The following is a 22,645-nucleotide window of genomic DNA, read 5'->3' as shown; positions in this document are numbered from 1 at the left end:
TAACAGCCCCTCATTGCGTAAATTTACTAAACTAACTCTAAGAACAAGATTGTTTCATTATGCTCATTGGTATGCACATTAAACTGTTTTCCTGTAGCTTCTAATGCACTAAAAAGCATTCTTTTATATCCTTGATCCATAAAATCTACACTGATTTGACCATGATTCATAATAAATTGAAGATCAGCCATCATCTTTTTAACTTTCCGTTCCATATAATAACCTCCTCAATAAAGTTATATAACTTATACAACCATTCTATAACTCATTTTTCCAGTTGTCAATATAAGTTATATAACTTATAATTATTTTTATAGAGGAGGTTGCTATATGGCTGTTAATAAAGACAAGTACACTCAAATTTTAGTTACTTTTACAAAAGAACAAGTAGAACAAATAGAAAATTATTGGCATGAAAATAAGCTGAAGAACCGAAATGAAGCAATTCGTCAGATCGTAGACAAAGGGTTAAGTCGTAAATAATGGCTACCCTTTTTATTTTTCCTAAAAAACCTAAAAACGCATTTAAATTCCCTCTCTCCCTTTACATGCGTTTTTATAACGAATAAGACTTATTATATTAATAAGCCCACCAAAAACTCATACAATCAAATCTGAAGAGTCGTTTTTTCAGTTGAACTGATTTTTTTCATGTATTCTTAAAAAAATGAAAAAAGAGCCGGATTTTCATCCCAGCTCATTTATTAATTGGCTCTGTATGTGTACATGTAGGATATTGAGTACAACCAAAAAACTTATTTCCTGTTTTATTTGAATTGCGAACCACTAAATCATGTTTACATGTTGGACATTTCCGTTCTGCAGGTTTTACCCCTTGATACACATCTTCAGCCGAATATTCGGGATTAATTTTATTAATCAATTTCTGAAGTTCTACACGATCTATTAGTTTCACATTACAAGCTTCCGCTAATTCTTTCGCCTGCCTTGTATACACACTGTTCGTTACAACCCAGCCCTCTTGTGCCTTGTAATAGGCTTGTGCTGCATATATCTCCTGTACGGCACTGATGCCTACTCTATTTTTCATTCCGTAGCGTTTCGCCTGGATTACAATACGATTTTTTCCCTTCAATACCAGATCTGCTCCGAAATCATTTGACTGCTTTGTGACTGTTGGAGAATAACCCAACTCTCGAAAGAGAGCTTTTAGATATACTTCAAATTGATGTCCGTCCATTTTATCTATATAACGAATACCGGACTTAGCCATTCGCTTTAATATTCTTCGCTCCTGGAACTTCCGATACATAAATTTACAAATACGAAAAAGAACATAAAGGATAAAACCATACATCAAAATTTGTAATATGTTTGGCATTTCTGGTAGATTAGACACTTCGCTCCACCTCTTTAATTGGTTTCACTTTCTTTGGTTGGTCTGTTTCTTTTGTCTGTTGCTCACTCACCTGTTTCTTCCGGACATCGTTCCAATCCTTTTCATTCGTTGGAATATCTTCTTTAAGATCTACAAAGCATTTCATTGTCTGAATGAAGTCTTTCCCAGCTTTATCATTATCAACCGCCATGATGACCTCTTTAATATCGTGCCCTTCTTTTTTCGCATCCATTAAAGATTGAATCACTGTTTTTGACTTCAATCCATGCATAGAAACCAGGCGAGCGTTTTGGATATTATTTTGTTTAATGCTCCAATGAGATAACATGTCGATTGGATCTTCATAAAAATAAATCTTATCCGGTTTACCTACATCAACCGTAAAACCGGCATTAATTTTTTCATAATTCGGGACAATTTGCTTAAAGCTTCCTCTTTTATTCTCCATTTTGACCGTACCTTGACGGTTCATTCCAATTACTTGCCCTTTGCCTCCTTCTTCTCTCCATTTGAACACCACGTTATTTTTCTTATCCTGGGCGATGAGATCCTTTTTAATCAGCCAATTCACCAAGCGAGGATCTATTTTCCGTTCATGAATTAGATATTCTTTTATCTCTGTTTGCTTATTTACTTCCAGGTGTTTAGGATAACTAAATGGCTGCTGCTCTTTTTGGCGCTCCTCTTCAGCTTTTGAACGATCAAACTCTTTGTAGTCTCCCTTCTGAATGTCCATTACGGCTTGTGGGAATGTCATGTCATAGTACATCATGGCAAAGCTAATCGCTCCATATCCTTTTTCCCCTCGACTATTCCAGGCGTACTGATTTCCTTTAATGATGAGACTATCATGCTCCGTATGACGATAATAATTTCCTTCTTTCTTAAACGTTTCTCCTTTTGCTTCCAGATATGAAATCAAGTCAACTTTTCTTGCTTTCATCGCATCCTCCGTACTGACACGTGCCATTACGGAATCCCCCCTTTACTCTATAAAATGAAATAAAAAAGAGGACTATTCCGTTTCCTAGTCCTCTTTTACATACATTCAATTTTTATTTGCCGAATAAGAATTTTAATCGCTTCTCCTGTACGCTGTATGATAAACGAGCGTCAAATTTTTTCCCGTTTTTGTTCGAGATAAACCCTTTGATCTGATCCGTTACATTCTTTTCTAATAACTTTTTCACATGGTTACTACTTAGGTTTTTACCAGAGAATGTACCAAAGATAATGAAGTCACAGCCTTTTTTGTATTTCTCACATAAGTAGTTACTTTTCCCTACAAGGACTCTACTCTTACACAATGGACATTTACCAATGGTACGATCTTCAGTCGTTGGAAAACGGAATTTCAAACTTCCGTCCGCTTCCATATAGATAGCTGCTGTAAATTCTCCCTTTTCTCCTTGAAAGCCGTTGATAAAATCTGTTGTTTTATACTGAATTAACTTTTTCATCTGATTACCAGGAATCGCTTTTCCTTTCATCTTGGCTGGTAACATAAAATCACATCCATTTTTATGCTCCGTGCATCCATAAAATGTTTTACGATGAAGCATATCACCCTTTTTACATTTTGGACATTTACCAAATGACAGCTCTTCTTGTGTTGGGAACTGAAATTTAACTTTCCCTTCATGTAATACGAGATAAGCGGAAAACTCCTTCTCATTGGACTTAAATCCTTTTAAAAGATCTGTTTTCTTATCCTCAAACAGCTTTTTCGCTTGCGCTTCCGGAATCGCTTTTTCTTTAATTTTTTTCGGTAAGGAGATTTCACATTCCGGATAATTACTGCACCCATAAAAATTGCCTTTATGAAGGATTTTTCCTTTTCTACAAGGGCATTTGCACACCTCAATCTGCTGATTCCAGGTATTAATAATGCTATCCGACACCTTATCATCCATTGCGCCTAATTGTTCCACTGTGTCTTTTACAAACGTATTTGTTTTCTCCACAAATTCCTCATATTTCATTTCATTCTTTTCGATCATGTAGATCATCCCTTCCATTTCAGCCGTATAAGCTGGATTTTTGATTTCATCTACCGGAAAAGCATCTATAAACGCACGACCAATATTAGTAGTTCGAATCTGACTGTTAGTAACATCAATATAGCTTCGCTCTAACAGTTTTGGAATAAACGTTTCTTCCGTTGCGACTGTCCCAATCCGTTTTCCTTTCATAAGTTCTTTCAAATGTTCATCATCTAATTTACGCCCTGCCGTCTCCATAAAGGTTAAAATGGAACTTTCCGTATGAAAGGCTGGTTTCTTCGTTCGAGACTCAATCAAGTCATACTGAACGATTCTGAAAGAATCTCCTTCTTGTAAAATAGGTATCTGGAATGCTTCAACTGATCCCTCTTCTATATCCTCTTGAAACACACTTAGAAACCCTTTCTCTTGTAGGATCTTTTCTTTTGTACTGTATGTGTTGCCCTCTTGATCTATAAAATGCACTTCTCTTACCAAGTAGATTGCTGGTTTCATAAAATTCCCGATAAATCGTTTTACAATTAAGTCATATAACTGTTTTTCTAATGGTTCTCGGTTGGTCCCGACATATAATTTTGTTGTTGGGATGATGGCAAAGTGACTACTGACTAATTCATCATTAAATGTAGTGTGTTTTTTTGTAATAGAAGATGGGATTACTTGTTGTACGAGATTTGCATAGGTGCTTTTTTCTAATGCTGCCATTACTTCTTTCACTCGTTCCACTTGCTCAGTAGGTAAATGCCTGGATGAAGAACGAGGATATGTGATAAAGCCTTCTTCATACAAACTCTGAATATGCTTTTTTGCTGTTTCCGCATTTATCTTCAGTTTGGCGTGAGCATCTTTGTAGATATCCGTTAAGTTATATAATAATTTTGGTTTCTTTTTTCTATTGCTTTCTTTAAATTCCGTTACAATTACATTCGTTTCTTTCAAGCTATCTCCAAGCTTTTGTAGTGGCGATGGATCTATCAGTTGATCTTCTGTTTTCATTACTGGTGATAAACCGTTTTCCGTTAGTAGCTTTAAATTGTAATAGGTTTGTTCTTTATAATTTTGAATAGCGATTTCCCTTTGACGGATTTCATTCAAGATACACATTTGAACACGACCAGAAGCCAATAAGAATTGGTTTCTTGCTAGTTTGGATGTACAGCCTCTTGTAACATTAATCCCTAGAATATAATCCAGGTATTGCCTTGCTTTAGCCGATTGTGCAAGCCCGTCATAATCCGTTAATGGTTCTAATCGATTCAATGCTCCTTCTAATTCTGCTGCCTCAAAAGATGACTTGTATACACGAGATTGCTTTTTGTTTACCCCAGCGTACTCGTATACTTCCCTATAGATTAATTCTCCCTCTCGATCCGCATCACATATGTTTACCACGTGGTCAACATCATGACGCTGCAACAGTTTAACAAGTGTTTGTAGTTGCTCAGCATACTCTTGTTTTACTTTATAAACTGGCTGATAAATTAAGGGTAAATGCTCCAATTTAAATACCTTATACTTGGAATCCATCTCTTCCGGATGTTTTAACTCTAATAAATGCCCCCGGCACCAACTAATAATGTAATTTTCATTTTCATAGTAGCCATAATACGGCATACTTCCCGAATACTTTTGAGAGTTTCTAAATCTAGGTGATTTTAATAATTCAACAGCTACCTTCTGTTTTTCAGCAATAAATAATGTTTTCCCCATAAGTACTACCTCCTATTAATCTGCAATTTCAGTTTCACGCTTCCATTTCTTATTTCTCCGCTTTTTCATCATTCTGTGACCAAACAATAGAAACATGTTCAAAAAGACAGCTACAAGGAACATACAGCCCGCAAACAACCATACATTCATGGCATTCTCTCCTTTCCGTTCTATAAATAAGAAAGAGGGCTTTTCTTTTGCCCTCTTTCATTTTTAGATATAAAAAAATCACTTTCCGTTATCTCAATTGAGTAACAAAAAATGATTTAATCTGGTATTCCGTCTATACAATTTTTCATCGTTCCATTTCCATTGTTTCTTTTTTTCTACCCGATTTCTTTGTAGACTTCGACTGTTCTACATTCCCAGGATCCATTTCCTTTTCTTTTTCTTTATCATTCGCTTTTTTTCCATTCAATGGCTGAAAATTTTTATCAAAATCCGTTTCCTTTGAGGTTGTAGACTGATTCACCGTTATTCCTTCTTTTCCAAGCTTCTCATCCACCTGATTTTCTAATTTTACTACGTGTTCCTGGCTTACAAGCTCATTATCAATCGAAACATATTTCGTTGTATAATACCGTTCTTCAGCTTTTACACGAGTGACAATGCTATCAATATTATCTGGTGTCTCTTCATATTGTGAACGTCTGTATGCTTCGAATTTTCGGCTTAAGTCCTTATCTAAGGTAGCTGATTCTTTTTCTTTTGAAGGTTGAATTTGTTGATCTAAAGAGACAATAGGTGCATATCCTTCCTTTTTCATTTCTTTATACAATTCCACTTCTTTTTCATTAAATGAGTAATCTTTTTGTGCTTCCGCTTTATCAACTAAGTGTCCATATCTTTCATCTTTTACGATTTCATCTAGACTCATATTTGCATCCTTTTCATAAACAACAAATGACAAATTTCCTCTCCCATCAAAGATAGAACTTTGAACCTTTTCATATAAATCTGGTTTCAAAATGTTATCTAAATAGACATTTTCTCGTTTCCCGTTCTTTTCCATGAGGGAAACATATAAATCGTCCCGATTTGTTTTATCTTGATTCCATACAGACAAATGATTTATATCTTTCGTAACAGCATCCATCATGTGGATTCTTGCCAGTTCTTCATCTTGCATACCATTTGCTAATACTTCAATTGTAACTAAATGGTTAGGTGTCTCTTTCAAGTTCTCTAATGTACTTTCCTGTGCTTTTTCCATCGGTATTTCTTTATCAGTTCTATAATTCACCACTTCATCACGTAACGCTTGTTTCACCTCATCCGATAGATACCTTTTCTCGTTTAATACTTGTTCATATGGCGTCTTGTAGTCACCATCCCCCATATTGAAACGATCCATACTCACAAGCTCCATTCTCCCAAACTCCCTATCGACTTCTTTTGGAATGACAATATGGTAACGAGCTTGATCGTAGGGGATCGTTTGACCTCTTTCTCTAGCTTCTTCTCTTGCTTTTTCAATACTTGAAATGGCTTCAGCCATTTTTTCATTGGCTTCTCCAAATGGGATTAGTTGATTACTCTTAAAGTTTTCGTTGTCGCTCCATTGAACTAACATGGTAGGACGATTAATTTCATCTTGATTTAGTGCTGCATACTTTTCTTGATTCGCCTCGTTAAATGCATCAATAAATTCTTTATCACCCAATTTTTCTGCACCTTCTACAGGTTCAAACGCACGATTTTTATCTGCTTGTTCTCTTAAATCGTTAACAGAAATGAGTTCTTGTGTCGTGTTACTTAAACTCATGTATTCCACTAATAAAATATTTTTTTCATCCTGTTTCTCATTTTGATTTGCCATACTTTCCACCTCTTTTTCATTTATTTGTTGTTTTTCTGTTTCCAAACTACTTTCAATCGTTTCGATGAATTCAATGGAAGTTTCATGTACTTCTTTCAACAACTTGGTTTTATCTTTCATTTCTTTTCCTTGTGTCCAGCTCGCTAAATACCCTAACGAATATTCGCTTGTATCAATCCCAAAATAAGAAGAAACGGCGTAAGCTGTCATTTCTGCTTGAAACTCTTTTTCTGGTGCTGTGTAATTCATACGTGTCTCTGCTGTATGAAGTTTGGCATGTGCCAATTCATGAAGAAGTGTTTTTACATTTTGTAATTCACTATTTCGTGGATTCAAAGCGACCTCTTTTGTTAGGGGGTAACTTACGCCCTTTGCAACGCCCAACTCTGATTTTGGTGCAATAATTTTCACTCCGTTTTTTTCCGCAATGGCTTCCATTCCCTTGTACAAACTCTGGTAATCTGTAACGCTCCCTTCTAGCCAACGATTCGGAAAAATACGGGGAAGATCTTCTGCTTTTGCGTTCGTTTGGGACACGTCAAACACATGACCGACAGCAAAATATAAGCGACCTGGTTTCACTTCTACGCTTTTAGATTCAATTTGTTTTTTCTCTTGCTCACTCGCCTTTGTAACGGATTTCCATGTCCCATCTTTGTCTTTAAATTTTGCTACAGTTCGGTTTGGAACAAGAATTTTGATTCCTTTCTCACCCTTCTTAACCGGAAATCCTTTTTCTTTCCAAAAAGAAAAGGAACCAACTGCACTGGCTCCCTGGAATTGACTTTGTATTAATGAAATATTAGATGGTGAATAGTGATAAAACTTTGCCATAAACGTTAGATACTCTTTTAAATCTCCCGGTGTACGAAAATAACCTTCAACGCTTTTTTCCATCTTTTTTGTTAAAGCTTGCACCGCTTCTTTCTTTTCTTCTGGTGATTTCGTTTGATACTTTTTCTTATAACTTTTACTCATGATCTTCTCCTACTCTTTCACTTGCTTTTTGTAATTCCTCCATTTCCTCTTCATTCCATCTCTCAGCTGTATCGAAGAAAAGCTCATGAGTCTTTACATTGATTGGAACTAACATATTCTCTTGATTCATGACATGAACTGCAAGTTCTTCCTCTTGTTCTCGTGTAATTTTGATTGTTAGTTCTTCCTCTTTTACAAGTAAAACAAGTTCACCTTCTCCAACCTCTTTAATGACTCCTAATGCGATATCTTCATGAAATAATAACATCCTGCTAACCTCCTGTTTTTTTATAAAAAGAAACAATGTAGCTTACGTTACATTGTTCTTTGATGCCTCATGATCTAAACGTTTTTGTCTTGCGTTACTAATCCGTTCGGCTACGACTTCTTTTGCTATCTTCACACTTTCCATCTCTTGTTTATCAGTCGTAATAAGACTATCTACACCCTCTAAAAAGAAATAACCATTTAATAATTCAATTAAAATTTGCGTATTTCTATCCGCACTATTTGCACCAAGACGAATTTTTGTTAGTTCACTTTTCAACACATCGTGTAGATTCTTTGATACAATTTCGGAAATATAATTCAATGACCATTCTGTATTTTTTGATGCTTGATGTTCTCTACAAATCCTAACAATTGCTTCACCGTTATATCTTATATTGTGTTCTTCCATGTAGTCTTTAATATACGTATCTGTTTCTTCATCCAATGTAATTTGCATGCGAAAGTCTTTCATTTAATAACCCCTCTCATTTTGATATGCGGTTTCTTTTTGCATACGCTCATAATACTTTTGGTTCTTCCAGCTTTCGTATTCACTTTTAAAAGCGCCTTCCACTTTTCTCATAGAATACTGAATAGATACATTCTGCTGAAATTTTCGAAATGACTTTGATTTTTTCATGTGATGGATTCTTTTTTGTTCTTTATCATATGCCTTCATTTCTTGTAAAAAGGCGTTCCCCATTCGTTTATACAGGTCATTGATTTTATTCGTTTTATAATTTTCATATTGCTTCTTATCATACTTTCCTTCCCCATATGCTTCTTTAAAAACTTGCACTTCTTTATCTAACTTTTGGAGAAACTGATCGTAATCTTTTTTATGATGATGTTGAATATACCGACTGCTTAATTCATCAATTTGCGGCTTTAATGGTTGAATCGTATTGTAGCTATATTGCCACTGTCTTTTATCACTTGGTAACTGTTTATAGATTTGTAAAAACAATGGTTTCAAATGTTGATTACGCCACTCAAAAACGGAATCTTCTTTTTTCCTTCCCACCATATTGTTTCGAATTAGATCATTAATTTGTTTTTGTTCCTGTTTACGATCTAACAAATTATTTACGACTTTACCCTTCATCGCATCTAATGTTTTTGGTTTTCTTTTACCACGTTCTCTCGTTGGAAATGGCTCAACAGTTGCGACATGAATATGAATATTATCCGTATTAAAATGAATGGCTGCCGACCAGATAGAGCTTTTTTCCAGCCCCTCTCTTTTTTGCATTTCCTTCATCGCAAGCCGTGTTACATCCATTAACTTTTTTTCATCCAACGTTTTTGTTTTCTCATCATAAATTCCTTGTTTCTCTAACCAGGGATTATGAAAAGAAATGACATCTTGCCACATGATACTTCCATTCTCATGAGCGGTTTTAAACATTTCCTTTAAGGACTTTTTTTCACTTTCTGTTAAACGATTTGCGTGTTCCGTAAATAGTGCCGAGGTCTTTTCTGAATTCCCCATATAGTCTTGATACGTTTCGAACATTTTCGGATTCAGCTTCACTTCACTTTTCGCTTCCTCACGATCTACATAATCAATATAGTTTTGAAAAGCATCCGAACTTGGCAACACAAATTTTGTTTTTAAAACAACACCTGGTGTGACGGAAGACTGAACAGGAACGGCATTATTCATTTTCAACATCCTGCATCATCATTTGAATAAACTCATTCATTTTTTCCATTGCGCTATAACAATCACTCATCATATGGATATTCTTTTCAATGAGATTTTCTAATTCCATTTCCCTTTTATTTTGTTGATGAAAAAATGCCAGCATTTCAATTTGAGCTTTCAAAAATTTTTGTCGGGATATCCCCTTTCTCTTTGCCATTTCATCTATTTTCTTTAAGGCAACTGGATCTATATCTCTTATTTTTAGATTCACAATTTCGGCTCCTTTCTGCAATTCTGGGTAGAGATCAAAAAATAGTGAGAAGAGCATAAGGGGTTTCTGCCCCCACCGAGGGTGTGGGGCTAGGCGGAGCCTAGCGAAACGATGGGGGCAAGAAAAGCTTTTAGGTGTGGACTCACTCACGACCCAAAATCCCCTAATGTAGACTCACTCACGACTCATTTTTTCGTGATGTGGACTCACTCACGACACGACTTTTTTCACTTTTTATTAATTTCTTGTGCCTTTTGCTCTAATTTTTTGATTTTATCTCCTGCAATTTTTTGTTCGCCTTTAAACAATTCCACGTTCTTTTCCGACGACTTTATTTTAGATTCTAATGATGCTATTTTTGATTGTGTTTCCGTTTTTTCTGCTTCCGTTTGATACTTCATTTCATCTTGTAATTCTTTTACTTTTTCATAAACTGTCTTCGCATTTTCTTCTTCCAGTTTGATTGCTTTCCCATAATTTTTTATCTTTGTTTCGATATCCTTTTTGTCTCTTTCAATAAAATCTAGTTCATATGTTTTTTTATCTTCAGCAATCAGTTCGTCATTCGCTTTTGTTTTTCTTTGATCGGTAAAAATCGTCTGAACTAATTTATTCGGACTTTTTGTTGCTGCATTTTCTTCTTCATATTCGTTCACATCTTGTGTAAATTTACGAATATCCATTTGTTCTTTCTCACCATTTTTATTGTAAATATCGAAAGCTAACGCTCCCCAATTCGGAGATAAGTCTTTTACTTCTACTACGTATTTTCCGTTTTCCTCATACAATACTTTGACTGGTAGTTGAACACCTGGATTTGCTTTTTGCTGTGCTTTAAATGTATATCCTGTTTCCTCATATCCTTCTAATCGAAAGTAAATTTGTATAAAATTTTTGTGTGGATTGTATTCCCTTTTCTCTACAATCAATTTCCCCATACCCGACAACTTAATTACTTTATTTGTCTCTGTATGAAATAGTTTTTCATCGTTTGGCATGTAAATTTTAGATGTTAGGAAAGCGAAAAAGCCTAAAAATAGAAAGCTTATAATTGTTAAGTAGATCCACGACTTATTTTTTCTTAGATTGATTCTTTCACTCTTCTTACCAATTGCACCTATCACACTCTCACCCCACCTTTTTCGTTATAAAACTTTCATATTTAACTCTTCCACACTTGTAACTCGCCATATTTCATTTTCCTTTTTCATGATGATTCGTAACACATTGTTTACTTTTTCTTCTCGGTTTTGCGTTGAATCTGTTGTGACATTTATAAATTCAGCTAACACATTTACTTCCTCTTTATCCGGTTCATTTTCTTGTAAATAAAACTTCATTTCTATTGGTTTTGTTTTATAGGTATCTCCTAGTTCGTATTTATCAGTTGGATAAAATTGTTGTAAAAGTTCTTCACTCATAATGGATTTTGCCTTTTCTTTTCGCTCGCTGTACCCTTCTTTTTCTCTGTGAAATGATAATTGTATAAACGTTTCGGCTGTCGTTAAATACGCCCTTCTCTGTTGTTCTTGTGCGGAAGGAAGTACCTTATCCAGTCGTTTTTTTAAATCTTCATTTTGTTTTGTTAGTAATTCATTTGAAAGTTTTAATTGTTTTTCTTTGCCATCACTCATTGATTTTTTACTCAAATAGATATTAAAAGCTGTTACACCTACAACTAAAATGACAAACACAATAAACAAAGATTTTCGTTTATCTTTCATTCTTTTAGTCTCCTATTCTTTCGGTTTTTAGAACCTTCTTACATGACCAGTAAACACTTTTTTCCAATAGGGATTATTTAAATCTTCGATAGACACTCCTTTATTTGTTTGGCAACCAATGAAGTGATTTTTATCTACAACAAAACCAACATGCCCATCCTTTTTATAAGTATCAAAGAATATTACGTCACCAGGTTTCATATCATTTGGCGATATCTTTTGACCAATTTTATTTAATGACTCTGTGTTAACATCCGTTACAGGTCCTAACTCTCTTCCTACTTGCTTAAATGCCCAATGTACAAAACTAGAGCAATCAAATATATTCCTATCAATCTCACTTTGCTTTCGTCCTCCACCGAAAACATAAGTACTTTTTCCTATCAACGGACGACCAACATCTACAACCTTTACACCACTACTTCCACCACTTCCTGGATTTCCTCCACCACCAGAAACAACAGAACCCGGCTGATAATACTTTAAAACTGCATCAACATAAAGTATATCGCCATAACACGCTTGATACGGTACAGCTTCCGGTCTAAGGCAATGATACATACCGGTGTGAGCTACTTTTTTGTATTGTTCTTGCGAAAATTTTATAGCTATTTCCTTTGTATATTTACCACCATTTGAAGCAACAAAATCAAAAAATCCAGTACCAAAATTGTAAGCTTGTAGGGCTGTTTTTATATGATCCATGTCACCAGGACTCGTTACACCAGCTCTTTCTATCGCATGTTTAAATTCTTGTACACCAGCCCAAATACTGTAGTCTGGATCTGTAATACAATTAGGCTTTTTACAATACTTCGTATTAAATGCGCCTTCGGAACTCTGCATCGGATCACTACCACGTCCTCCGCTTTCTTGCATCATTTGTGCAAGCATTAAAGCAACAAACGGTTCCACGCCAAAGGCTTTCGCATGCTTCCGAATCGTAGGTTCCCATTTTAGAACTTCAGGTGAAACATTCATGACTTGCCCTTCACCTGTATACGTAATATCACCCGTGTCTGTTCCACTATCACTCCCCATTGCTGCAATAAAAATGCTTACTACTCCAAGTAAAAGAAAAGAAAAAAGACCCATCACAAGTAGTGCTAAAGTGATGAGCCATTTCTTTGGTATAATCTTTAAAACTAGATGCATAGTATTAAGCACCTCCCCCGAATAACATCAATTCTTCATCTGTTACTTCTACATGAAAATGAATGTTTTTTACAGCCCCAATACTTAAGATGACATCCCCTGTTGGCAAATGTGGAATCGCTGCAATCTCACTTTCACTTAACTGTCCTGCAAATACTTTTCGTAACATATCTAAACTGTTATTATCTTGCTGCATAATAAATTTGTACTGTGTAAGTTCAAATAACTTTTTAATTTCATCAATCATTTCTTGTGAAGATCCTTCCGGTACAAAATCACGAATCGTGTGACTTGCATATAAAAGCCCTGCAAAGTATTTTCGATCTTCTCGGCTAAATTTCGTTAAAAATTGTAGCGCATGAGCGCTTTCTTTTTTCGTGTTGATGATATGATGCGCCTCGTCAATAATAATGAAATAACGAATTACATCTTCAAAAGCAAGTTGTTGTTTAGTATATGCCTCTAATTGTGGCGCACCATTGGATATCATTTCATCCCATATTAAATTAAAAACATTAAAAATTTGCGCTTGGAATACTTCCGGTTTAAAATTTGAAATGTTTCGTAAGGAAAACGATACAACTTGTTCTTTTTTAAAGTTTTCAATAGTGGAATGACCATCAAATAATTGTGCATATGCTTCTACTAAATTTACAAGATTTAATTCAATCAACTCTAAACGATGTTTTCTGCTTTCTCCTAAATTCTCATGGTGTTTTCTATTTTTTACATTCTCATATAATTCATCACGAACAAAAGATAAAAAGTTTGAGAAAATGGGATACTCATTTGGTTTTCTTGTTGTAATTTCATTTTTCGCTCCTTTTTCGTCATTCCATAATCCCATTCGAATATATAATTTGCGAAGTAAATTTTCATATTCTTTAATTTCATCATCTTTTGCTTCTGGCGCAATGAATCGATAAAAAATTGTCAATTTAGATAGATGTTGAGTGAAACTAACTTCTTCAAGTTCTGCTGTCTTATATACTTGAAGTGGGTTAATTTGACCTTGTGAACCATCTAATGCAATTGTTTTCCCGTTCAGATCACGTACTGTTTCCTCAAATTCCCCTACAATATCAAAAATACGAATAAAATGACCTTTACTTGCATAGTCTACTGATTTCTTTTTTAGTAATGTTGATTTTCCAGCACCAGGCTTTCCAATCATTACACCGTTATAAAACTTTCTTTGTTCGTCTTTATGAAAAATATCAAAAATAACATTTCCTTTTGTTTTCGTTGTTCCATAATACGTACCGTATGGATCGTGCAAATAAGAATAATGAAACGGACACCCACCAGCCAAACTGACTGCCGGAATTTCTTTCCCTTTTCTTCGGTTCACATAATTTTTCTGTGTATCAAAGCTCGTTACGAGTGCATCCCATTCATACTCTTGTTCATTTAAAAAAACAGCTCCTCGAAAGTTATAAGATTCTAATGTTTCCATGATCTCTTTTACTTGTTTTTCTAACTCATCTAATGTTCTAGCGGAAACATAAATACGGATATGAATACGTTTCATGACCTCACCTTGTTTCAAATCCGTATAGAGAGCTTCCAGCTCTAAAAATTCATTTTTTGCATCAATTCGATCTATATTATCCTTTGCTGTATCATGCCGAACACTTTGTTCACTCATGGATTTATTAATCGATTCAACGACTTCTTTTCGATCATCACTCATTACATCTAATGTTGTGATCACATTTGGCATATTCATAATTTGCTCTAACCAAAAATCATTTACCTCTGTTGGATAATCATAGACATGAATGCAAGTACCTAATCCGTCACCTGTTTGAAAATAACTTTCTTTAAAACTAATTCCCCCTTGTGGCTGAACTCTAGCCACTAAAAAGGGGTTATAACCTTTCTTCTTTTTTAGTTCCTCTTGTTTTTCTTTTTTAGATTTTTTACTCTTGAACGCAAACATATTGTTGCCCCCTTACTACCATATATTTTTCGTTCCTAATTTTGCATTTTGATTGAACAATTTAAACATAAGCTCTAACTTTTTCTCTTCATCCACCTCTAATAGTTCAGTAGAGCGCTTGATATATCGTTTTGCTGAATCTACACGTTCTTTTACGATTAATTCCGTTTCTCCATAAATAAATAAGAAGGCTTCACGATTGGTTCTGCCCCATTCTAAAAACTGAAGTTCTTTTAACTTTTGATTTAAAATTCGTTCATACAAAGGACTGGTACATTCTTTAATTTTCTTCTCTATATAACGTTGTTGTTCGGTTGTTTGACATGGAAAGTTTAAAAAAACGAGTTTAATGGACTGTTTGTAGGCTTGATAAAAATACGCATGTGAGAAAATGACAAATGCTTGTTCATCGCTATTCTTAGAGAACATATCGTCACCTTCGACTTGAAGAATTTCTAAAAACTCCTCATTTTTCAGTTCAAATATGCCATCCTCCGTCATGTCTACAATTTGCATAATTTCCGCAATACTTTTCTTTACCTTTGGTGGCGCTTCTTTCTTTTTTCTAGATAAAAAACCTAACAGTTTTGGATTTTTCTTTTTCGAAGTGTCTTTCTTTGGCTTTTCTTTCTTCTGTGTTTTTACTTTTGGTTTTGCCTTTGTTCTTTCTTCTTTCTTTTTGTTAGGTACCACCTTCACAATTTCTTTTGGTTCAGAAATTGATTCTTTTACGTTTTTTTCGTTAAATCGAAATGCATTTTTCTTCGGTCTTTCTAGTTGTTTTGGCTCTTCTTTCTCTACATCTTTTTCGCTGAATAACGCCATATGTGATCCCTCCCTTATTGATCGTTATCAATGGCGCAATATGCACCTTTCCTTCTTAGCAATGTAATAATCAAAACTTCATACATTCGTTTTTGAGGATTCGTACTTGGTCGCCAAATCATGATAATTGCAATAACTGCCATGAAAATAACAAATGGTAATTGAAAGGAATCATGTACAAAATTCCTAAGAATCATCGTTACAACTAATAAGCCAATTAATAAAAAGAAATCTATTAAATAAAGCACTTTATTAATCCGTAATTCTGTACTGATTTCCTTCGGAATCCGATAGCTTCTCATCGGGATTCCCTCCTTTTCGACAATAAAAAATAAGCGTACGATTACGCTTATTTTTTATCCGTATTCTTTTTATTTTTGTTCACAATATCTCTCCAACTTTTACCCGTATTTTGACCCATTTGATAAAAACGCTTTGTATTTTGTACCGTTTCAGAAGTATTAATTCGTTCTTGTACACCTCTTACTTTTTGTTTCACTGATGATGTCGTATGTTTAACTTTATCCGTTGTATATTGTCCCAATGTCCGTGTTTCCTTACTGCTACTTGCTGCCACTTCCTTATCACTTTCATAAGGAATAATTGGACTACTATGTGTCACCGTTACGATGTCGGCTGATGCCGGGCTACTTCCACTTGGTACTGTTCTTGGTGTTTCCACTGGTGCTGGGTTACTTCCACTTGGTACGGATCTTGGTGTTTCCACTGGTGCCGAGCTACTTCCACTTGGTACGGATCTTGGTGTTTCTACTGGTGCTGGGTTACTTCCGCTTGGTACGAATCTTGGTGTTTCTACTGGTGCTGGGTTACTTCCGCTTGGTACGAATCTTGGTGTTTCCACTGGTGCCGAGCTACTTCCACTTGGTACGGATCTTGGTGTTTCTACTGGTGCCGGGCTACTTCCGCTTGGTACTGTTCTTGGTGTTTCCATTGGTGCCGGGCTTCCTCCACTTGGTACGGATCTTGGTGTTTCCACTGGTGTCGGGCTTCCTCCGCTTGATGCTGGTCTTGATGTTTGACTTCCTTCATTTGCTCCTTGTCTTACGCCTCCTGGTGTTGGATTTCCTTCACTTGTTCCTGGTCTTACTGTTCCTGCTGTTGGATTTCCTTCATTTGCTCCCTGTCTTACTGTTCCTGCTGTTGGATTTCCTTCATTTGCTCCTTGTCTTACTGTTCCTGGTGTTTGACTTCCTTCATTTGCTCCTTGTCTTACTGTTCCTGCTGTTGGATTTCCTTCATTTGCTCCTTGTCTTACTGTTCCTGCTGTTGGATTTCCTTCATTTGCTCCTTGTCTTACTGTTCCTGGTGTTTGACTTCCTTCATTTGCTCCTTGTCTTACTGTTCCTGCTGTTGGATTTCCTTCATTTGCTCCTTGTCTTACTGTTCCTGCTGTTGGATTTCCTTCATTTGCTCCTTGTCTTACTGTTCCTGGTGTTTGACTTCCTTCATTTGCTCCTTGTCTTACTGTTCCTGCTGTTGGATTTCCTTCATTTGCTCCTTGTCTTACTGTTCCTGCTGTTGGATTTCCTTCATTTGCTCCATTTGATTTTCCAGCTTCTTTCATTTCATCTTGAAGACTTGTTGTTCCCGATTCTTGCCCATTCGCTCCCCCTGGGTTTTCGTTCCCTCCTTTTTTCATGTCTTCTTGAATAGATGGCATACCACCATTCTTTTTACCTTCTTCCTTATTTAAGTTCCCTTTTTCTTTTTCTTTTTTTGCTAAATCATTACCATTTGCTTTTTTCTGATCCGCTTTTTTCATTTGATCTTGCAAGGACTCTTTATTTTCAGACTCATTCCCTTTTTTCAAACCGCTTATAAGCCCTGCCACGCCACCTGTTGCCATCGCTGCCGCACTTGCTGTTTTAGCTGCTGCAACACCCGTTCCTTCTGCTGCACCTTTCGCTCCTTTTCCAATCATATTTCCGAGACTCTTCATAGGTTTTGAATTTGCAAGACTGCCAATTCCTTTGCCAAGTGCGAAACCACCTACTAACATACCCCAACTGCTCTTTAATCCAATATCTATACCGAATAACCTTTCTACGGCTGCTGGACCATCTAGAACAGCCATACTAAATGCGGCTAATGCAATCAGATACGGTACACCATTTAATTTGTCATGGAGAAAAGCTGTTCCTATTAGGTATAGCTTCAAAGATAGGAATATCATAATCGTTGCTATAAATATATTGAGGATATTAGATAATACAGCCTTTAACTTTTGACCATTCGCAACATCGGCTGGTGCTAATATATTTGCTAACAAGTAGTTAAACGACAATTCATAAAATAATCTAGCTAATTTAATACTTACTAATAACAAAGTTAATCCTGTTATCAGTAAAGTAAAGAATATATTCCAGAAATTCCAATGCCAGCGATAATACTTTTCTGGAAAGAAATCAAACCATCCATCTTTTAATTCAGCTAAAGATGCAACTCCTAACGCATCCATTACTCTTTTATTTTTCAAAATTTTCTTTCCGTTATCTGATAAATCTTTGTCCTTTGTAAATTCAAAATCCTCATCTATTTTTTCAGTAATATCTATCTGTCTAATATTTTTTTCAGGAATATTATTTTTCGGATTCATATCTTCTTTCTTTTTCCATCCGTTTTGATCTATTACTGCAACATCCGTTATATTCTTCTTAATAATTTCATCACTTAAAGAACCCTTTTGTTCAGATTTCACAACAGCTATGGCATCATCGGTGAACTTATCGACCTTTGTCATACCAGTACTTAATAAACAAAGTACACTCAATGTTATGAAAATATTGATGATAATTTGAGAACGGTTCATTTGTTTATTCATAATAAACATGTAGCCAATATATAAAAACGAAATGGCTAAAAGAACGACAAACAATGGATATAACATATCAACAAAATTTTGTATTTCCGGTGAATTAAAGAATCCTTTAATCCCCAGTATGGCATCTGTCACACCTTCTAAAGCATCTACAACTAAAGATAAGCCTACAATTAGGAACCATCCTAGCCAACGCAATACATAATTCACGATGTCTCCTACTTGAAGATAATCCGAGAACGATTCTAAAACCTTTAAAATCTCTTCATCTTTCACTATTTACCCTCCTCTCATGCTTGCTATTGTCCCAATACTTCTTTTGCTGTCCAATTCACTCTCTCATTTAGCCTGTCGATACGAATATTCAATTTCCCTTTTTGTTCCCGATCTACTGAAAGGAAAAGAACCGCATCTTCTAGACCAAGAATGACCTCATTTTCTTCTGTTACAAATGGCGAGTAACTATCTAAAATCAATTGCATTTTATCCGTGATTGTCGGTACACCCATTACCTCTTCCCCCTTTATATTTAGATTCAAAAAAGCACTCAATCATTTGAGTGCTTTCTAACTTGTTACTTGTTCTTTTTCTTCTAAATCACGCAAGATTCGATTAATCTTGTTTTCGACTGCTTGATAAACACTTTTGTCAATGTGGTCATTGTGAGCTAACATTTGAAATTCACTGTAAAACTCGCCCATTTCTTGATTTTCAACTTCATCTATTGATTTTCCTAACTGTGCTAAAAAGAACTTATCGACCAGTTTCAAAACCGCTAAATCAGATTCGAAAAATTCGTTAACCGTTTTTCCCTTCCAATTTTCAATGGAGAGGGAATCAAACGGGCTATCTTCCTGCTGAAACGCCTCTTCCGGAATCTCTTCATCAATTCCCATCATTGTTGGCTCTTCTACTGGCTGCGGTGTCTCTACTGGTGGCAAATCTTCCTGTTCTGGTTCTGATGTTTCTTTATCAATTTGTTCTGATTTTCTTTCTCCTAGAAAATCTACAATAAGTGATTTTGGATTTACATCATCATGTAGAGAATCAATATCTATATCTAAAATAGATTTATCTGTATCGAACTCTACTCCTAAGTACTCCCATCTGTATTTTAAGGCTGTTTCTCCCGTATTATAAATCGGGCGAGGTCTGATCCGTTTTCTGTTATTATCCTGACGTTTTATGACACGAATAACGGCACTTTCTCCTTCTTTAAAATTCATAAGTTCATTTGCTGTTAACAGTGGTCGTTGATCTAGACTTTCCGTTTTATTTTTATCAGTAGAAAGACCTTTTCCGCTTCGGGAAGATAGATTAATCGTCTGATTCCCTAGTTTTTTAGAAACTTTTTCGGCGGTTTCTTGATCGTTAGTTAGAATGTAAATTGTATTCCCACAGTTTCCATCAATCGTATCTGCATCCTCACCATACTTATTTTTCAATTGTGCATATGCCTGGATTACAAGGTTAAAGCGAACATTTCTACCAAGACAAACCGTGATAATATTTGCCATTCCTTCAATACTCGGCATATTTCCAAACTCATCTAAGCAAAAAACCACTTCACGGTGACATTTCCCTCCACGAGCGAGGGATGCACCCTTTGCCAATATAAAATAAAGCTGCCTTACAAAAATAGAAGCAATCACATGATTTGAAGAATCAAAGTCTGGTGTAATCATAAAAATAGCGACTGGTTTATCGAAATAGTCCACTGTTATTACTTGTATATCTTCATTTTCTTCTACTACTTTAAATTCTGTATCACCTGTCTTTTCATCTATTTTCATAATAGAAATAGATGTTTTCTTTTTCTTATTTCCTTTTTCATTAAATTGAATGGTATCCCCAACTTTTATTACTTTCTTAAAATCTAATGCAAAACGTCCCGTAATATCTGATTTGATAGACTCCTTTGAGCCATCCGGAAATACAATTTCTATTCGTTTTCTAGGTGCCACTTTTCCTTTTATTGTTTTTCCAAAACCTACACGTTTTAAATCCACACTATTTTTTGCGGTCATTTTAGCGATTTCATCAAATGTAAAAATAGATAAACCGTTCATTGTTTGTGTAAAAATACCACCTCTAGCTTGCCCTTTTGAGAAATTAGAAGTTGCATATTGCATTTTCGCAACACTGTCTGATGGTAAATTCTCAAAGTATAAATCTAAAGCATTTTTCGGCGGTTCCTCTGGATCTATAATTATTTCTTTCGAACCAAGTTCCGATAGCATGTTAGCTACTGCATACATCGTTATTTTTTCTTCTGTTCCTTCTGCAATACATTTATCTGTTATAGCTAAAATCATGGCGTTACATAAGCTCATAGCGCAATCTTGCCAAAAAGGATCTTTAACACCTGGTTTATAATACAAAGTGTGAGAGAGTGTTTTACATAGTGCTTGCGCTGTTGAATAATCTCCATCTTTATAAGCATCTTTGACAAGCTGCAATAAGTTATAACTCATAGAATCAAGTGGAGTTAATAAATTCAAAACTTCAATGTGATACCCTCGTTCTTCCAGCGTTTCTTTTGATGCGCTGAACAATTCTCCCTTTGGATCGTTAAAAATTAAAGATGGCTTATGTTCCGCTCTAGAATAGACATCAATTGTAGGAAATACAAAGGTTTCTCCTTTACCAGAGCGTGTTGTACCAATGATTAAATTGTTTACCGGGCTATCATCAATAAATACCTTGTCACCTAATCGGGAGATAACAACACCACCGCCACCTTTAAATGTTTCCTCTCGATCTGGTACAGCTCGGTACTGCTTTTTCAGCTCTTCAACTGTTGTAAAACGACTAGATCCTTTCTCATGATTATTTAAGTTTTTAAAGGAAGATTTCAATTTGTACACTGTTCTTGCAATAGTTCCAATCACTACAAGGAAAACAAGCAAGTAGTAAATTGGATGCTCTGCAATTGGCATCCGAAAAAGAAATCCTATCTCCATATGAAACGGTTTGGGATGTAATAAATCACTAAAAGTTGTTTCTATCAGCTCTAAAGATAAGTTGAGTAAAAAATTAGCGATCAATAACATTCCAACAAACAAAAAAGCACTCAATGGAATGAGTACTTCTTTTTCAGCTAATTTATATTTGATTGATATCTTTTCACTATACATATCAAAGTATCACCTCTGTTCAATCTAGCCACACGTATTACTTCTTTAAGCCGAAGCCCGAATCATAATTATATTTCTCATATTCTATTATCTTATCGAAGTCATTCGTTACATCTAAAGATATGACATATCCAAATTTCTTAGTAATTTGTTCATCTGTTGGCATTTGTTGAAAACTTGCTATTACTTTTATATCGGAATCCTTCATTTGTTGAAGAAAGTATATAAAATCTTCCTGACTTAAATAATTGGTTTCATCTACAATTACATATTCAAATTGTTTAGCTTTATTTATTACATCTTCTGTAATTTTAAAATTCCCATACCCTTCACTCGATTCACATTCCAAGTGTTGTAGAGTCACATGACCCGTTTTCTTCTCAAATTCTTCGTCTTCGTATTCTCTCGTTGGATCTAACACTAAAACTTTTGATAAACTTAAAGCCATTTTCTTCAGTTCCCTCGTTTTCCCTGTTCCCACTCGACCTACCACCATTAAACTTTTATCTAGACTTGAAATTTGTACTAAATTTGCACTATTAACAAACATCTATATGACCCCTTTCAAATTAAAAAGGTACTCTTTTTATGAGTACCTTTTTGACAATATCAATTGATTTTTTCTTTATTTACTCGCTACCATCTTTTCATTTTGTTTCAGAACTGGCTTTTCTTGATTCGTTGGTTTCTCTGGTTCTGTTGGTTTTTCCGGATCTGTTGGCTTCTCTGGATTTGTTGGCTTTTCCGGTTCTGTTGGCTTCTCTGGATTTGTTGGCTTTTCCGGTTCTGTTGGCTTCTCTGGTTCTGTTGGCTTCTCTGGTTCTGTTGGCTTCTCCGGATCTGTTGGCTTCTCCGGATCTGTTGGCTTCTCTGGTTCTGTTGGTTTCTCCGGATCTGTTGGCTTCTCCGGATCTGTTGGCTTCTCTGGTTCTGTTGGCTTCTCTGGTTCTGTTGGTTTCTCCGG

General features: G+C 35.4%; 21 protein-coding genes and 1 pseudogene. 1 reads left to right on the top strand and 21 read right to left on the bottom strand.

Translation table 11 applies throughout. The features are described from left to right. Positions 1-26: 26 nt before the first annotated feature. A complete protein-coding gene (locus DOS87_RS17305) occupies positions 27-215 on the bottom strand; it encodes a hypothetical protein (protein ID WP_017674542.1) in 189 nt (62 codons plus the stop codon). Between the two features lie 115 nt (positions 216-330). Between DOS87_RS17305 and DOS87_RS17300 the strand changes: the two genes are divergently transcribed. Then, entirely contained in the window at positions 331-483 is a 153-nt protein-coding gene (locus DOS87_RS17300) for a ribbon-helix-helix domain-containing protein (protein ID WP_000290205.1), read from the top strand. Between the two features lie 214 nt (positions 484-697). Here the strand turns inward: DOS87_RS17300 and DOS87_RS17295 are convergent, their stop codons facing one another. From DOS87_RS17295 to DOS87_RS29910, 20 genes and pseudogenes are all read right to left on the bottom strand, one after another. Then, positions 698-1,360 carry a restriction endonuclease gene (locus DOS87_RS17295; RefSeq protein WP_208730044.1) on the bottom strand — a complete coding sequence of 221 codons (663 nt, stop codon included), beginning with the start codon at positions 1,358-1,360 and terminating at the stop codon, positions 698-700. Beyond that, a complete protein-coding gene (locus tag DOS87_RS17290; RefSeq protein WP_208730043.1) occupies positions 1,353-2,330 on the bottom strand; it encodes a DUF3991 and TOPRIM domain-containing protein in 978 nt (325 codons plus the stop codon). The genes DOS87_RS17295 and DOS87_RS17290 overlap by 8 nt, the downstream gene beginning before the upstream one ends. A gap of 85 nt (positions 2,331-2,415) precedes the next feature. Continuing rightward, a complete protein-coding gene (locus DOS87_RS17285; protein WP_208730042.1) occupies positions 2,416-5,073 on the bottom strand; it encodes a type IA DNA topoisomerase in 2,658 nt (885 codons plus the stop codon). Between the two features lie 15 nt (positions 5,074-5,088). After that, positions 5,089-5,223, bottom strand: a complete 135-nt coding sequence (locus DOS87_RS30265) for a hypothetical protein (protein WP_001103675.1) — start codon at positions 5,221-5,223, stop codon at positions 5,089-5,091. A gap of 145 nt (positions 5,224-5,368) precedes the next feature. Then, positions 5,369-7,870 (bottom strand): LPD25 domain-containing protein, encoded by a 2,502-nt coding sequence (locus DOS87_RS17280; RefSeq protein WP_208730041.1) that lies wholly within the window; start codon positions 7,868-7,870, stop codon positions 5,369-5,371. After that, positions 7,863-8,138: a hypothetical protein gene (locus tag DOS87_RS17275; RefSeq protein WP_081143330.1), complete on the bottom strand. Its 276-nt coding sequence runs from the start codon at positions 8,136-8,138 to the stop codon at positions 7,863-7,865. The genes DOS87_RS17280 and DOS87_RS17275 overlap by 8 nt, the downstream gene beginning before the upstream one ends. A gap of 42 nt (positions 8,139-8,180) precedes the next feature. Continuing rightward, on the bottom strand, positions 8,181-8,612 hold the full coding sequence (locus tag DOS87_RS17270) for a hypothetical protein (protein ID WP_048535284.1): 432 nt from the start codon (positions 8,610-8,612) through the stop codon (positions 8,181-8,183). Continuing rightward, complete coding sequence (gene mobP2 / locus DOS87_RS17265) at positions 8,613-9,806, bottom strand: MobP2 family relaxase (protein ID WP_098251498.1); 1,194 nt, start codon at positions 9,804-9,806, stop codon at positions 8,613-8,615. Next, positions 9,799-10,059, bottom strand: a complete 261-nt coding sequence (locus DOS87_RS17260) for a hypothetical protein (RefSeq protein WP_208730386.1) — start codon at positions 10,057-10,059, stop codon at positions 9,799-9,801. Before DOS87_RS17260 ends, mobP2 begins: the two co-directional genes overlap by 8 nt. Before the next feature lie 227 nt (positions 10,060-10,286). Further along, positions 10,287-11,183, bottom strand: a complete 897-nt coding sequence (locus DOS87_RS17255) for a hypothetical protein (protein ID WP_065845882.1) — start codon at positions 11,181-11,183, stop codon at positions 10,287-10,289. Positions 11,184-11,204: 21 nt separating this feature from the next. After that, on the bottom strand, positions 11,205-11,783 hold the full coding sequence (locus tag DOS87_RS17250) for a MerR family transcriptional regulator (protein WP_086396682.1): 579 nt from the start codon (positions 11,781-11,783) through the stop codon (positions 11,205-11,207). A gap of 27 nt (positions 11,784-11,810) precedes the next feature. Continuing rightward, complete coding sequence (locus tag DOS87_RS17245) at positions 11,811-12,938, bottom strand: bifunctional lytic transglycosylase/C40 family peptidase (RefSeq protein ID WP_098392604.1); 1,128 nt, start codon at positions 12,936-12,938, stop codon at positions 11,811-11,813. A gap of 4 nt (positions 12,939-12,942) precedes the next feature. Further along, on the bottom strand, positions 12,943-14,880 hold the full coding sequence (locus DOS87_RS17240) for a VirB4 family type IV secretion system protein (RefSeq protein WP_097982054.1): 1,938 nt from the start codon (positions 14,878-14,880) through the stop codon (positions 12,943-12,945). Between the two features lie 15 nt (positions 14,881-14,895). Then, entirely contained in the window at positions 14,896-15,705 is an 810-nt protein-coding gene (locus DOS87_RS17235) for a hypothetical protein (RefSeq protein WP_098867923.1), read from the bottom strand. A gap of 14 nt (positions 15,706-15,719) precedes the next feature. Then, on the bottom strand, positions 15,720-16,007 hold the full coding sequence (locus DOS87_RS17230) for a DUF5592 family protein (protein ID WP_001258275.1): 288 nt from the start codon (positions 16,005-16,007) through the stop codon (positions 15,720-15,722). 47 nt (positions 16,008-16,054) lie between these two features. Further along, entirely contained in the window at positions 16,055-18,820 is a 2,766-nt protein-coding gene (locus DOS87_RS17225; protein ID WP_208730040.1) for a pLS20_p028 family conjugation system transmembrane protein, read from the bottom strand. 23 nt (positions 18,821-18,843) lie between these two features. After that, positions 18,844-19,053 (bottom strand): hypothetical protein, encoded by a 210-nt coding sequence (locus tag DOS87_RS17220; RefSeq protein WP_081144033.1) that lies wholly within the window; start codon positions 19,051-19,053, stop codon positions 18,844-18,846. A 57-nt stretch (positions 19,054-19,110) separates the two neighbouring features. Continuing rightward, complete coding sequence (locus DOS87_RS17215; RefSeq protein ID WP_098867927.1) at positions 19,111-21,681, bottom strand: VirD4-like conjugal transfer protein, CD1115 family; 2,571 nt, start codon at positions 21,679-21,681, stop codon at positions 19,111-19,113. 37 nt (positions 21,682-21,718) lie between these two features. After that, complete coding sequence (locus DOS87_RS17210; protein WP_098867928.1) at positions 21,719-22,231, bottom strand: DEAD/DEAH box helicase family protein; 513 nt, start codon at positions 22,229-22,231, stop codon at positions 21,719-21,721. A 75-nt stretch (positions 22,232-22,306) separates the two neighbouring features. Then, positions 22,307-22,645, bottom strand: a pseudogene (locus DOS87_RS29910) (hypothetical protein); the annotation flags it as partial.

It is taken from the genome of Bacillus sp. CR71 (assembly GCF_003429245.1).
GTDB classification, from domain to species: Bacteria; Bacillota; Bacilli; order Bacillales; family Bacillaceae_G; genus Bacillus_A; species Bacillus_A thuringiensis_S.
Note: the sequence above shows the minus strand (reverse complement) of the source record. Positions and strands in the feature narration are given on the sequence as shown.